This window comes from Pseudonocardia sp. WMMC193 (genome assembly GCF_021728735.1).
In the GTDB taxonomy this organism is placed as follows: domain Bacteria; phylum Actinomycetota; class Actinomycetes; order Mycobacteriales; family Pseudonocardiaceae; genus Pseudonocardia; species Pseudonocardia oroxyli.
Window position 1 is genome coordinate 3,378,048 of the sequence record NZ_JAKKDO010000003.1, and the last position, 13,273, is coordinate 3,391,320.

Annotated in this window: 11 protein-coding genes; 3 read left to right on the forward strand and 8 right to left on the reverse strand. The window is 72.7% G+C overall.

Annotated features, from left to right (window positions below):
* Positions 1 to 8: 8 nt before the first annotated feature.
* Both L3X23_RS17480 and L3X23_RS17485 read right to left on the reverse strand, forming a co-directional pair.
* On the reverse strand, positions 9 to 206 hold the full coding sequence (locus tag L3X23_RS17480; protein ID WP_237193188.1) for a ferredoxin: 198 nt from the start codon (positions 204 to 206) through the stop codon (positions 9 to 11).
* A gap of 8 nt (positions 207 to 214) precedes the next feature.
* Complete coding sequence (locus tag L3X23_RS17485) at positions 215 to 1,414, reverse strand: cytochrome P450 (RefSeq protein ID WP_237193189.1); 1,200 nt, start codon at positions 1,412 to 1,414, stop codon at positions 215 to 217.
* An 83-nt stretch (positions 1,415 to 1,497) separates the two neighbouring features.
* Here L3X23_RS17485 and L3X23_RS17490 point away from each other — a divergent pair, with 83 nt between their 5' ends.
* Positions 1,498 to 2,097 carry a TetR/AcrR family transcriptional regulator gene (locus tag L3X23_RS17490; RefSeq protein ID WP_237193190.1) on the forward strand — a complete coding sequence of 200 codons (600 nt, stop codon included), beginning with the start codon at positions 1,498 to 1,500 and terminating at the stop codon, positions 2,095 to 2,097.
* Here L3X23_RS17490 and L3X23_RS17495 read toward each other — a convergent pair.
* Positions 2,094 to 2,939, reverse strand: coding sequence for a thioesterase family protein (locus tag L3X23_RS17495; RefSeq protein WP_237193191.1), 846 nt, complete (start codon positions 2,937 to 2,939; stop codon positions 2,094 to 2,096). The two genes, L3X23_RS17490 and L3X23_RS17495, sit on opposite strands and share 4 nt — an antisense overlap.
* A 235-nt stretch (positions 2,940 to 3,174) precedes the next feature.
* On the opposite strand from L3X23_RS17495, the gene L3X23_RS17500 reads away from it, so the two are divergent.
* On the forward strand, positions 3,175 to 5,094 hold the full coding sequence (locus L3X23_RS17500) for an ATP-dependent DNA helicase (protein WP_237198055.1): 1,920 nt from the start codon (positions 3,175 to 3,177) through the stop codon (positions 5,092 to 5,094).
* A 13-nt stretch (positions 5,095 to 5,107) separates the two neighbouring features.
* Here L3X23_RS17500 and L3X23_RS17505 read toward each other — a convergent pair whose 3' ends face one another.
* From L3X23_RS17505 to L3X23_RS17525, 5 genes are all read right to left on the reverse strand, one after another.
* A complete protein-coding gene (locus tag L3X23_RS17505) occupies positions 5,108 to 5,806 on the reverse strand; it encodes a peptidyl-tRNA hydrolase (RefSeq protein ID WP_374204864.1) in 699 nt (232 codons plus the stop codon).
* Positions 5,803 to 7,020 carry a phosphoserine phosphatase SerB gene (gene serB, locus L3X23_RS17510; protein ID WP_255733965.1) on the reverse strand — a complete coding sequence of 406 codons (1,218 nt, stop codon included), beginning with the start codon at positions 7,018 to 7,020 and terminating at the stop codon, positions 5,803 to 5,805. The genes L3X23_RS17505 and serB overlap by 4 nt, the downstream gene beginning before the upstream one ends.
* A gap of 4 nt (positions 7,021 to 7,024) precedes the next feature.
* On the reverse strand, positions 7,025 to 8,779 hold the full coding sequence (ctaD, locus tag L3X23_RS17515) for a cytochrome c oxidase subunit I (protein WP_093089656.1): 1,755 nt from the start codon (positions 8,777 to 8,779) through the stop codon (positions 7,025 to 7,027).
* A 164-nt stretch (positions 8,780 to 8,943) separates the two neighbouring features.
* Positions 8,944 to 9,747: a PIG-L family deacetylase gene (locus L3X23_RS17520; RefSeq protein WP_237193193.1), complete on the reverse strand. Its 804-nt coding sequence runs from the start codon at positions 9,745 to 9,747 to the stop codon at positions 8,944 to 8,946.
* A gap of 88 nt (positions 9,748 to 9,835) precedes the next feature.
* On the reverse strand, positions 9,836 to 11,647 hold the full coding sequence (locus L3X23_RS17525; RefSeq protein WP_237193194.1) for an AAA family ATPase: 1,812 nt from the start codon (positions 11,645 to 11,647) through the stop codon (positions 9,836 to 9,838).
* 110 nt (positions 11,648 to 11,757) lie between these two features.
* Here L3X23_RS17525 and L3X23_RS17530 point away from each other — a divergent pair, with 110 nt between their 5' ends.
* Positions 11,758 to 13,263: a benzoate-CoA ligase family protein gene (locus L3X23_RS17530; RefSeq protein ID WP_237193195.1), complete on the forward strand. Its 1,506-nt coding sequence runs from the start codon at positions 11,758 to 11,760 to the stop codon at positions 13,261 to 13,263.
* The last annotated feature ends 10 nt before the right edge of the window (positions 13,264 to 13,273 follow it).

Here is a 13,273-nt window from a genome sequence, read left to right on the forward strand (position 1 = left end):
CCGCCCGACTACGTGGCCGTGACGGTGATCGCGGCCGCCGGGCAGGTCAGCTCCGCCTCCCGGGCCTGCGCGGCCTGGGAGTCCGCGGGGTCGGGCACCAGCACCTCCACGATGCCGTCGGAGTCCCGCTGGTCGAACAGCTCCGGCGCGGCCATCACGCACTGGCCCGCGCCGACGCACTTGTTCTGGTCCGCCTCGATGTGCATGCCTCTCCTCACCAGGTGACGGGCAGCGTGGTCACGCCGCCGGTGATGTGTCCGGTCCGGACGTCGAGCTCGTCGAGCTCCGCCGCCAGCCGCAGGTCCGGCAGCCGCCGGGCCAGGGTCGCGAACACGGTGCGCAGCTCGACGCGGGCCAGGCTCGCCCCGATGCAGAAGTGCGCGCCGTGCCCGAAGCCCAGGTGGGCGCGCTCGGGGCGGTCGGGGTCGAACTCCTCGGCGGCCCCGTACTCGCCGGGGTCCCGGTTGGCGGCGTTGATCGACAGGACCAGGGCGTCGCCGCGGGCGATGTCGACGCCCGCGACCGAGACGTCCTCGTGCGCGTACCGCAGCAGCCCCAGGTCACCGGGGGCGCCGAGCCGCATGATCTCCTCGACGGTCGCGTTGACCCGGGAGGGGTCCGCGACGAGGTCGTCCCAGTGCTGTCGCCGGGTCATCAGGAACAGCACGCCGAGCCCGATCCGGTTCACCGTGGTCTCGTGCCCCGCGAAGATCAGGCCCACCGCCAGCCTGGTCATCTCGGCGTAGCCGAACGTCTCGTCCGCGGCCTGCGCGGCGACCAGGTCGGAGATCACGTCCTGCCCGGGGTTCGCCCGCTTCGCCTCGGCGAGGCGCGCGACGTACCGACCGAACTGCTCCCGCGCGGCGTGCGCGTCCGCACCGGACGCCGTGCCCATCCGGTCCGAGAGATCGCGGAAGAGCGGGGCGTCCTCCTCGGGCACGCCGAGCAGCGCGCAGATCACCCCGATCGGCATCGGGAGCGCCAGCAGTGCGTGCAGATCCACGACGGGATCGGTGTCGTGCGCCGCGACCATCCGGTCGACGCAGCGGTCGACGAGGGCCTGGACGTCCCCGCTCAGCCGGTTCATCCGCTTGGCGGAGAAGGCGGGCGTGAGCAGCCTGCGCATCCGGCTGTGGTCGGCCGCCTCGGTCTCGTAGTTGCCGGAGGGACCTTCGAGCACCGCGGCCCGATTGATCTTCGACGCCTGCTCCGGCGCGGGGTGCGAGCGGCCGAACCGCTTGTCCCCCAACAGCTGCTTGACCTCGTCGAACCGGGTGACCAGCCATGCGGGATCACCCGCGGGCGTGGTGACGGCGACGACGGGGGCCTCGCGGCGCAGGACGTCGTAGAGCGGGGCGAGCTCCAGGATGTTCGGACGGGTGAACGGGAGTCGACGGTCTTCGGTGGTGGTCACGAGTCTCCTTCCGGGCCGGTCCCCTCGCACGGTAGACATTATTGGCAGTAGCTGCCACTTAAAGCGCCCGGTAGTGTCCGGACATGACGGACGTGTGGGACACACCCACCCCGGGGAGACGGGGCAGGCCGCCGCTGAGCGACGCCCAGCGGGACCGGCAGCGGCTGGAGATCTCCCGGCACGCCGTCGCCCTGTTCCGCGTGCAGGGGCTCGCCGCGACCTCCGGGGCGCAGATCGCCCACGCGGCGGGGGTGTCCGAGCGGACGGTGTGGCGGCTGTTCCGCAGCAAGGAGGCGTGCGTGGAGCCGTTGCTGCGCAGCGCCCTGGAGGAGTTCCAGGAGGTGCTGCGGGCCTGGCCCGCCGATCGCGGGCTGGTGGAGCACCTGCGGGCCGAGTACCGGGGCACCGGGCCGGAGCGGGAGGACGTGCTCGCCGTCGTCCGGATGACGCGGGAGGAACGCGCGCTGCGGGCGGTGTGGCTGCTGTTGCAGGAGAGCGCCGAGGCGACGCTCACCGAGGTGTTCGCCCGCCGCCTCGGCCTGGCCGAGGACTCGCTCGAGGCCCGGACCCGGGCGGCCGTCGTCAACGCCGCGCTACGGATCGCGACGGACGATCTCGCCGACTCCGGGGCCCGGGAGAGCGGGCTCGCCGAGGTGCTGCGGCTGGCGGCGGGGCCCTACTAGCCCCGCATCCGGAACGCCTCGAAGGCGGCGGTCAGGTCCACCTCGTCGGTGCGGACCGTGCCCGCGGCGTCCGCCAGGCCGAGGCACCTCGGGCCGTCGAACAGGGCGCACTCGTAGGAGACGGCGCCGTCCGCGAGCTCCCGGATGCCCACCCGGAGCTGGTAGATGCCCGGGAAGCGGACCTCGTCGAGGTACTCGACGTGCAGCGAGCTGGGGGCCAGCCCGTCGAGGGGGCCGCCCTCCGGGTAACCGAGGACGTCGGTGTGCAGCTCGGCCAGCCCGTCGAGGTACCAGCCCGCGAGCGCGACGTTGTTGACGTGCCGGTTCGTGTCCAGGTCCCCGAACCGGGTCCGGACGTCGTAGCGGAACGGGTAGTTCTCCCGCACGAGCCGCGACTCGGGGTAGGTGACGCGGCTCGGCGCGAGCCCCTCGACCACCTGCTCCGCGAGCGCCGCGCGGGCGCTCGCGGGCAGCGCGGCCGGGGCGTGCCCCTCGCTGTAGACGCAGGTCGCGGAGCCCGTGGCGACCAGCTCGTCACCGGTGTGGACCGTGTAGGCGCTGGTGAAGGACGAGCGCCCGATCTTCGTGACCGCGTAGCCGACCCGGTAGTCGTCGCCGATCCGCAGCGGCGCGAGCACGTCCAGCTGCACCGAGACGACGAGCGTGCCCACGCCCGGCGTGCCGAGCGGCAGCACGGGGCGCAGGGAGGTGATGCGGGCGTCCTCGAACCAGCGCACGAGGGCCTCCCGGCCCACCCGACGACTCGGGTCCAGGTCGCTGTAGCGCGGCGCCACCTCCAGCACGACGGGGAGCGGCGCGGGTGGGGTCTGCGTGGACGTCACCCGGCCATGGTGCCCTGTCCCCCACGCTGAGCTGCACCGACCCGACCGAGATCACGTGTGAGCCGCGGCGCGCGCCACCGGATCCCCCCGTTCCGCCGAATCCGTCGGACCGGGCGGCTATCGTCGGCCGGTGCCCACCGCCCCCGTGAAGTCCGCGGACCTCCCCGGCGTCGCCGAGCTGCTCGAGGTCGCGGTCACCGCCGTCGGGGGGACCCGCCGCGAGGGGCAGGACGCCATGGCGCAGGCCGTCCGCAAGGCGCTGTCCAGCGGTGAGCACCTGGCCGTGCAGGCGGGCACGGGCACCGGGAAGTCGCTCGCCTACCTGGTCCCGGCGATCCGGCACGCGATGGCCCGGGACACCACCGTCGTGATCTCCACGGCCACGATCGCCCTGCAGCGCCAGCTCGTCGACCGGGACCTGCCGCGGGTGGCCAAGGCGCTCAAGGCCTCCCTCGGCCGCGAGCCCACGTTCGCGATTCTCAAGGGCCGCCGGAACTACCTGTGCCTCAACAAGCTGCACGGTGACGACACGGCGGAGCCGGAGGACGACCAGCTGTTCGACGCGTTCGCCATCTCGGCCATGGGGCGCAACGTCAAGCGCCTGCACGACTGGGCGAGCGACACCGAGACCGGGGACCGGGACGAGCTGGTCCCGGGCGTGCCGGACAGCGCGTGGCGGCAGGTGTCGGTCACCGCGCGGGAGTGCCTCGGGGTGTCGCGCTGTCCCGTCGGGGAGGACTGCTTCGCGGAGAAGGCGCGGGCCGAGGCGGGCCGGGCGGACGTCGTCGTCACCAACCACGCGCTGCTGGCGATCGACGCGATGGGAGACGCGAACGTCCTCCCGGAGCACGACGTGGTGGTGATCGACGAGGCGCACGAGCTCGTCGACCGGGTCACCGGCGCCGCCACCGGCGAGCTCACCGCGGGCACGGTCACCGCGGCGGCCCGCCGCTGCGGCAAGCTCGTCGAGGACGCGCTCGCCGACCGGCTGGCCGAGGCGGGCGAGGGCCTCGGGACGGTCCTCGAGGACCTGCCGCCCGGCCGGTGGGAGTCGATCCCGCAGGCCGCGACGGGGGCGCTGACCGTCATCCGGGACGCCGCGGGCATGTGCCGCCAGGCCCTGGGTTCCGAGCGCAAGGAGGATCCCGAGGCCGCGACCGGGCGCAAGCTCGCGCTGGCGTTGCTGGACGAGGTGTCCGAGAACGTCGTGCGGGTGCTCAAGACGTTCGAGGAGGCCGATCCCGCCAAGCGCTACGACGTCGTGTGGCTGGCCGAGCAGGGCCCGGACGGGTCGCGGCACAAGGTCCTGCGGGTGGCCCCGCTGTCGGTCGGCGGGCTGCTGCGCGAGCGGCTCTTCGGGCAGCGCACCACGGTGCTGACCAGCGCCACCCTGGCCCTGGGCGGCTCGTTCGACGCGCTGGCCCGGCAGTGGGGCCTCCCACCCTCCGGGGGCGACTCCGACGACCCGGTCCGCGATCCCGACGCGCCGCGCTGGAAGGGCCTGGACGTCGGGTCGCCGTTCGCGCACGGCCGCAGCGGCATCCTCTACGTCGCCAAGCACCTCCCGCCGCCGGGGCGGGACGGGCTGGCCCCGGCCTACCTGGACGAGATCGCGGGCCTGGTCGAGGCCGCGGGCGGGCGCACGCTGGGCCTGTTCTCCTCGATGCGCGCCGCCAAGCAGGCCACCGAGGCGCTGCGCGGCAGGTTGGACGTGCCGCTGCTCTGCCAGGGGGACGACGCGACCATGCTGTTGGTCAAGCGGTTCGCCGAGGACGAGCCGACCTGCCTGTTCGGCACGCTGTCGCTGTGGCAGGGCGTGGACGTGCCCGGGCCGTCGCTGAGCTGCGTGATCATCGACCGGATCCCCTTCCCCCGCCCGGACGATCCCCTGGTCGCCGCCCGGCAGAAGGCGGCGGACTCCCGCGGCGGCAACGGGTTCCTCACCGTCTCGGCCACCCACGCCGCCCTGCTGCTGGCCCAGGGCGCGGGCCGGCTGCTGCGCGGCAACGACGACCGGGGTGTGGTCGCCATCCTCGACCCGCGGATCGCCACCGCGCGCTACGGCGGGTTCCTGCGGGCCAGCCTCCCCCCGTTCTGGCAGACCACCGACCAGGCCACGGTCCGCGGCGCGCTCACCCGCCTCCGCGACGCCTAGGCGTCAGGGGGCGTCACCACGCGCGGCAGGTGACGGTGCCCGGGTCCACCTCGGTGAAGCCCGCGTCCCGCACCTCGACGCCGGTCCCCGCCGCCTCCGCCCACAGGGCCGGGTCGCGGCGGACGTGGAACCGCGGCGCCGTGGTCCAGCCGCGCACCGCGGCGAGGATCATCGACGCGTGCCCGACCTGGGCCGCCGCCTTCCCGAGCGTCATGTCGACCGCGGGGTTCAGCACGATGATCGGGCTACCGGCGGGACCGGGGTCGTCCGGGGGCAGCTCGGTGCCGCCGATCTGCAGCCTCGACACGATCTTGGGGACGTCGTCGACCGGTCCGGGCAGCAGGGCGCGGGCCTGCGCGCCGTCGACCTCCACGGTGACGCCGGGGAGTTCCTGCACCGCCGCCCAGTGCGCGCCGCGGGCCCGCCGGGCGATCTTGCGGATCCGGCCGTCCACCCAGCGCCGCAGCGGCTCCTCCCACTCCGGCTCGGGCTCCACGCACACGGCGAGCGCGGCCTGCGCCGCGGCCTCCAACAACGCGGTGCGCCCGGGCAGCGGGTCCCGCTCGATCCGCAGGATCACGGGCATCGCCCGCACCACCCCGTCCGCCTCCGGCGGGATGTCCACCGGCGCGCGGCCGTAGCGCGCCGCCAGGGTCTCGAGGATCGACGGCCGGCGCTCGCCGGCGCCCTCCTCGGGCGACGGTGCGCTCACGCGATCGGGACGCGGCGGAGCACGCCTTCGGCCGCGTCCGCGGACTCCACCTCGTCGCGGGTGATGCCCAGGACGAACAGCACCACGTCCAGGTAGGGCAGGTTCACCGCGGTGTCGGCGATCTCGCGCAGCGCGGGCTTGGCGTTGAACGCGATGCCCAGACCCGCGGCGGAGAGCATGTCGATGTCGTTGGCGCCGTCCCCGACCGCGACGGTCTGTTCGATCGGCACCCCGTGCTGGGCGGCGAACCGGCGCAGCGCCACGGCCTTGCCGGGCCGGTCCACGATCTCCCCGACGACCCGGCCGGTGAGCCGCCCGTCGACGATCTCCAGGGTGTTGGCCGCGCAGAAGTCGAGGCCGAGCTCCTCCACCAGCCCGGCGATGACCTGCGTGAACCCGCCGGACACCACCCCGCAGCGGAAGCCGAGGCGTTTGAGGGTGCGGATCGTGGTGCGGGCGCCGGGCATGAGTTCCAGGTCGGCCGCGACGTCCGCGACGACCGACTCCGGCAGACCCTCCAGGGTGGCGACCCGGGCCGTCAGCGACTCCGCGAAGTCCAGCTCGCCCCGCATGGCCGCCTCGGTGATCGCGCGGACCTGCTCCTCGACGCCGGCGTGGGCCGCCAGCATCTCGATGACCTCGCCCTGGACGAGGGTGGAGTCGACGTCGAACGTGATGAGCCGTTTGGAGCGCCGGGCCAGCCCGACCCGCTCCACCGCGACGTCCACGCCCGCCTCCCGGGCGACCTCGACCAGCTTGGCGCGCAGCGTGCCGTGCGGCTGGGCCGGGTCGTCCGGGTTCGGCGAGACCTCTAGCTCCAGGCCGGTCACCGGGTAGTCCGCGACCCGCTTGATCGAGTCGATGTTCGCCCCGACGTCCGCCAGCGCCTGCGCCACCATGCCGAACGCCCGTGCCGTGATCGGCCGCCCCAACACGACGACGGCGTGGGTGGCGTGCCTGCGCACGCCGCGGTCGCCGCCGAGCGAGGTCTCGACCTGCATCCCGATGGAGTGCATGGCGGCCTCGACGGCCTCCTGCAGCTCCTCCGGGTCACCCTCGACCTCGACCAGCGCGCCCAGGGTGAGCATCCCCCGGATCACGACCTGCTCCACGTCCACCAGCTCGACCGCGTGCCGGGTGAGCACGGTGAACAACACCGAGCTCACCCCGGGGCGGTCCGGCCCCGTGACGGTGACCAGTACGGACGAACGCAACCGACTAGCGCGACTTGGGGTCGCCGTTGGGCTGCGACTCCGGGGCGATCGACTGCGTGATCTTCTCGCCCGGGTCCGCCGCGTGCCCGACGTGGGCCTCGGCCCGGAAGCGCTCCACCATGTGCGGGTAGTGCAGCTCGAACGCCGGGCGCTCCGAACGGATCCGGGGCAGCTCGGTGAAGTTGTGCCGCGGCGGCGGGCAGCTCGTGGCCCACTCCAGGGAGTTGCCGTAGCCCCACGGGTCGTCCACGGTGACCACGCGGCCGTAGCGGTAGCTGCGGAACACGTTCCAGATGAACGGCAGGGTCGAGGCGCCCAGGATGAACGCGCCGATCGAGCTGATCATGTTCAGGGTGGTGAACCCGTCGGAGGGCAGGTAGTCCACGTAGCGACGCGGCATGCCCTCGTTGCCCAGCCAGTGCTGCACCAGGAACGTGGTGTGGAAGCCGATGAACGTGGTCCAGAAGTGGAACTTGCCCAGCGTCTCGTCGAGCATCCGGCCGGTCATCTTCGGGAACCAGAAGTAGATGCCCGCGTAGGTGGCGAACACGATGGTGCCGAAGAGGACGTAGTGGAAGTGCGCCACCACGAAGTACGTGTCGGACACGTGGAAGTCGATCGGCGGCGAGGCCAGCAGCACGCCCGTCAGACCGCCGAAGAGGAACGTGGCGAGGAAGCCGACGGAGAACAGCATCGGCGTCTCGAACGTGAGCTTGCCCTTCCACATCGTGCCGATCCAGTTGACGAACTTGACGCCCGTCGGGATCGCGATGAGGAACGTGGTGAAGGAGAAGAACGCCAGCAGGACGGCGCCGGTCGCGTACATGTGGTGCGCCCACACGGCGACGGACAGGGCCGCGATGGCGATCGTGGCGTAGATCAGCGTCTTGTAGCCGAAGACGGGCTTGCGGCTGAACACCGGGAAGATCTCGGACACGATGCCGAAGAAGGGCAAGGCGACGATGTACACCTCGGGATGGCCGAAGAACCAGAAGAGGTGCTGCCAGAGGATGACCCCGCCGTTGGCCGGGTCGAACACGTGGGCGCCGAGGTGGCGGTCCGCCGCGAGGCCGAACAGGGCCGCGGTGAGCACCGGGAACGCGATCAGGATCAGCAGCGCGGTGATGAAGATGTTCCAGGTGAAGATCGGCATCCGGAACATCGTCATGCCGGGGGCGCGCATGCAGACGATCGTGGTCACGAAGTTGACGCCACCGAGGATGGTGCCCAGACCACTGACCGCCAGGCCCATGATCCACAGGTCCGCACCCGCTCCGGGCGAGCGGATCGCGTCGGACAGCGGGGTGTAGGCGAACCACCCAAAGTCCGCGGCGCCGCCGGGGGTGAGGAAGCCGGACAGCACGGTGAGGCCGCCGAACAGGAACAGCCAGTAGGAGAAGGCGTTCAGCCGGGGGAACGCCACGTCCGGCGCGCCGATCTGCAGCGGCACGATGTAGTTCGCGAAGCCGAACAGGATCGGCGTCGCGTACAGCAGCAGCATGATCGTGCCGTGCATGGTGAACATCTGGTTGTACTGCTCGGAGCTGAGGATCTGCTGCCCCGGGCGCGCCAGCTCGGCGCGGATCAGCAGCGCCATGGCGCCGCCCACCATGAAGAAGGCGAACGACGTGACCAGGTACAGGATCGCGATGTCCTTGGGGTCCGTCGTCCTGAGCATCTTCAGGAACGTGGAACCCTTGCCCGGTCGATGCGCCGGATACGGGCGCGTCTCGATCGGCTTGGGCGCGACGGCTGTCACTGTGCCTCCTGCACTGGACCTCGTGGTGGGGCAGGCCCGAACTCTATCTCCCGCTCGCTGCTCCGAGGTGATCGGGACGGCGCGCACCGGCATTGTGCTCTACGAAGGGTAGAACGCCCAACCCCGGGGCGCCCGATCGTGCGTCACAGCGCCGCGGGCCCGGCTCAGCGCAGCGGGAGGAACAGGTCCGTGAACAGCTCCGACGGCATGCTCTCGGCCCCGGTGACGATGTAGAACTCCGTGCCGAAGCCGATCGCGAACACCGGGTCCGGCATGGCCAGCATGAAGTGGTCGGGGCCCATCTGGCTGGCGTGACAGCGCATCGACGCCCGCTTCTGCTCGGTGAAGTCCACGGCCTCGACCCGGTGGGTGATCTCGGACTCGGGCTTGCCGAAGCTCGGGGGCGGCTGGTCCGGCGCCTGCCACCCCTCGGGCGTCGCGCCGGAGTCCCGCAGGCCCTGCATCCCGCGGACCATCCAGTCCCGGTTGATCGTGTTCTGCGCGACGACCGGCACCGCCGCCAGCTCCGCCGCCCGCAGGCCCACCCGGTGGACCTGGATGTGGTCGGGGTGGCCGTAGCCGCCGTTGTCGTCGTAGACGGTGAGGACGTCCGGCTCCTCCTCGTCGAGGATGATCGCCAGCCGCTTCGCCGCGTGCTCGACCGACGCCTGCCAGAAACAGAACGGCGCCTCGTTCGAAGGCTCGCCCATCATCCCGGAATCGGTGTAGCCGAGGAACTCCACGCGCGCGGCGCCGATGACCTTCGCCGACTCGTAGCACTCGTACGAGCGCCGCACGGAGAGCTGCTCGCCCTCGGCCAGCACCCCCGGCACGGGTTCGCCCAGCTCACCGCGGGTGGCGAAGACGAGCACCACCCGGTGGCCCGCCGCGGCGGCCTTCGCGAGCGTGCCGGCGGTGCCGATCGACTCGTCGTCGGGATGGGCATGAAAGGACACGATCGTTCCCACCCGCGCACCCTACCGCCGCCGCATTATGGAGCCACAATGCGCGTTTCGCGGCCCGAAACGTGCATTGTGGCTCCGTAATGCGGAGGGGTCAGCAGAGGATTCGGGTCAGGGCCGGGGCGATGTCCGTCAGGCGTCTGACCTCCTGGTAGCTGCCGCCGCCCCGGGCCGCGAGCGCTCGGGCCGTGCGCTCGGCCTCCTCGTCCGGCAGCGGGCAGAGCACGTGGAGCCGGTCGATGCCGCCCAGCGCGGTGGCCGGGTCCTCCCCCGCGGTGTGCAGGCAGTCCGAGAGCAGGACGACCGTGCGCTCGTCGGCGACCGTGCCCGCGAGCTGCCGCGAGGCCTCGCGCAGCGCCGCCGCCACGTCCGTGGTCCCGTGCCCCCGCAACGCGACGAGCTCGCCCACCAGCTCGTCCGGCGGCCGCCGGACCCCCTGCCGCTGGAGGATCCGGACCTGTGAGCCGAACGCCAGCACACCCGGCTCCAGCTTGCCCTCCGACGCCAGCACCACCCCGGCCGCGGACACCGCCGCCAACGCCACGGCGAGGCCCTGCATCGACCCGGAGATGTCCACGACCAGCGACACGGCACGCCGGTGCGCCGTCCACTGGCGCGTGACGAACTCGTGCGGGCGCCGGGAGGCGGCGGGCTGCCACCGGTCCAACGTGCGGTCCAGGTCGAGGTCCCCGTCGCCGCCGAGCGCGGGGGCGATCCGCCGCGTCCCCCGCGCCTTGGCCGGACCGACCTTGCCGAGCTGCAGGAACACCCGTCCGGCGAGCTTGCGGGCCTGCGCGCGCAACGACGCGTCGGTCGCCACGGCCAGGTCCGCGAGCAGCGCCGCGGCGGCGTCCGGGTTCTCGGCCAGCACGGCGTCGAACGCCTGCTCGTCGAGCTGCCCGACCTCGGGCGAGACGTCCTCGAACTGCTCGTGCCGCGACCCCAGCTCGCCGCGGCCCATCGTGCGCTGCCCCCGGCTGGGCTTGTCCCGGCCCGCTTGCCCCCCTCCGCCGCCCGGCGGAGGGGGATCAGCTTTTCCCGGATCGCCCTCCGGCTCGTCCGAGGTGGGTTCCGGGGCATCCTGCGGCCACAGCCGTTCGAGCAGCTCGTCGATGATCGACTCAGGGGTCCGGTCCAGCCCGTCGGTCACCTTGATCCGCCCGGAGAGGGCGGCGTGCGCGGCGTCTCGCGCCGTCTCGCGGGCGGGCTTGTCCTCCCCGCGGAGCTCGGCCAGCCCGGTCAGCACGTGGGCGAGGTCGATCGCCCCGCGCACCGACGACCCCATCCGCAGGTCGCGGTGGTCGCGGGTGGCGCGCGTCAGGCCGACCGACAGCTCGGTGACCCAGCCGTTCACCCCGCTGACGGCCGTGGTGATCTCGCGTTCCGCGGGCTCGGACTGGTAGCCGAGCACGACCCGGCACATCCGGTCCGCGATGGCCTGGCTGACCCGCGCGGTCCCGACGGCGTCGAAGGGGTTCATCGCCGCGATCAGCCGGAACCCGGGCTCCGCGGTCACCGCGCCGAGCCGCGGGACGGCGATCTCGCCCTCGGTGAGCACCGTGATCAGGACGTTCAGCGTCTCCTCGGGCACCCGGTTGAGCTCCTCGAGGTACAGCAGCCCGCCCTCGCGCATGGCGGTGAGCAGCGGCCCGTCGACGAAGCTCGCCGGGAGGTAGCCCTCGTTGAGCACCTGGGCGGGGTCGAACGCGCCGACCAGCCGCGCCGGGGTCAGCTCGGCGTTCCCCTCCACGAACACCACGCTCGTGCCCGAGTCGCGGGCGATGGAACGCAGCAGCGTGGACTTCCCGGTTCCCGGCGGCCCCTCCAGGACGACGTGTCGTCCGGTGGCCAGTGCGACGGTGAGCACCTCGCGCTCACGCCGCAGCCCCACGACGGGTGTGGTCACAGGCACCCTCCTCGGTTCCCGATCATCTGTGTAGCACACCGATCTTCTACGGATCGTTGACGCTACGCAGCCTCGCTGTAGAGTTCTAGCTCACCCGAACAGGAGCCACGATGGCTGAACTCTTCAACGCTGCGGAGTACTTGACCGAACGCCGGGTGGCGGAAGGAGACGGCGCCCGCACCGCGGTCCACCACCCGCGGGGAACCCTCACCTACGCCGAGCTGTCCGCCGAGGTCGCACGGGTGGCGGGCGGCCTGGCCCGCCTCGGCGTCCGCCCCGAGGAGCGCGTCCTGCTCTGCATGGCGGACGACGTGGAGCTCTTCACCGCGATCCTCGCGACCATGCGCCTGGGCGCGGTGGCCGTGCCCTGCTCCACCATGCTCACCGCCACGGAGCTGTCCGTGCTGGTCAGCGACTCGCGGGCGCGGGTGGTCCTCGGGAGCGACCAGTTCGCCGACACCGTGCGGGCCGCCGTCGGGCCCGAGGTCGAGCACGTCGTGATGACGAGCGAGTGGGAGACGCTGCGCGCCGACCCGGCCCCGGCCTACCCGACCTGGGACGAGTCCCCCGCGCTCTGGCTCTACACCTCCGGCACCACGGGCAAGCCCAAGGGCGCCATGCACCGGCACGCGGACATCCGATACGTCTGCGAGACCTACGGCAGGCAGGTGCTCGGCATCGGCCCGGAGGACGTCTGCCTCTCCGTCGCCAAGCTCTTCTTCGCCTACGGGATCGGGAACAGCATGTTCTTCCCGCTCTCGGTGGGCGCCTCCGTGGTGCTCGAACCCGCCCGACCGGCACCTGACCTTCTGGCCAGTCGCGTGCGGCGGTACGGGGTCTCCCTGCTCTTCGCGGTGCCCAGCTTCTGGGGTCCGCTGCTCGCGTCCGACCTGCCGGACGACGCCCTGGCCGGGGTCCGCCGCGGCGTCTCGGCGGGTGAGACCCTCCCGGCCCGGATGTTCACCGGCATCCGGGACCGCTTCGGCGTCGAGATCCTCGACGGCATCGGGTCCACCGAGGCCCTGCACATCTTCATCTCGAACCGGCCCGGCGCCGTCGTGCCCGGGAGCAGCGGCTTCCCGGTGCCCGGCTACGAGGTCGAGCTCCGCCGCCCGGACGGCACCGTGATCACCGGGACCGAGGAGCCCGGGATGCTGTGGATCTCCGGCGACTCCGTCTGCACCGGATACTGGTGCCGGACGGCGGTGAACCGGCAGGTCTTCCAGGGCGAGTGGATGCGCACGGGCGACCAGTACGTGCGCAACCCCGACGGGTCCCTGACCTGCCTCGGCCGGGCGGACGACGTGCTCAAGGTCGGCGGCATCTGGGTCGCGCCCGCGGAGGTCGAGTCCCGGATCCTCGAGCATCCGGCGGTGGCCGAGGCCGTCGTCGTCGGGGTCGCGGACGCGGACGGCCTGGACAAGCCCGTCGCCTACGTCGTCCCGCGGGACGGGGCGGTGGTCGACCCGGACGAGCTGGTGGCCTTCTGCCGTGCGGGGCTGGCCTCGTTCAAGCGACCGCGCGCGGTGGTGGTCGTCGCCGAGCTGCCGAAGACCGCGACCGGCAAGGTGCAGCGCTACCGGCTGCGCGAGCGTCCCTTGACCGTCTCGGTGTGAGGCCTCCACG

What these genes read in the sequence shown, in the direction of transcription:
- L3X23_RS17480 (WP_237193188.1), bottom strand. Translation starts at nt 206, where the DNA reads ATGCACATCGAGGCGGACCAGAACAAGTGCGTCGGCGCGGGCCAGTGC.
- L3X23_RS17490 (WP_237193190.1), top strand. Translation starts at nt 1,498, where the DNA reads ATGACGGACGTGTGGGACACACCCACCCCGGGGAGACGGGGCAGGCCG.
- L3X23_RS17500 (WP_237198055.1), top strand. Translation starts at nt 3,175, where the DNA reads ATGGCGCAGGCCGTCCGCAAGGCGCTGTCCAGCGGTGAGCACCTGGCC.
- L3X23_RS17530 (WP_237193195.1), top strand. Translation starts at nt 11,758, where the DNA reads ATGGCTGAACTCTTCAACGCTGCGGAGTACTTGACCGAACGCCGGGTG.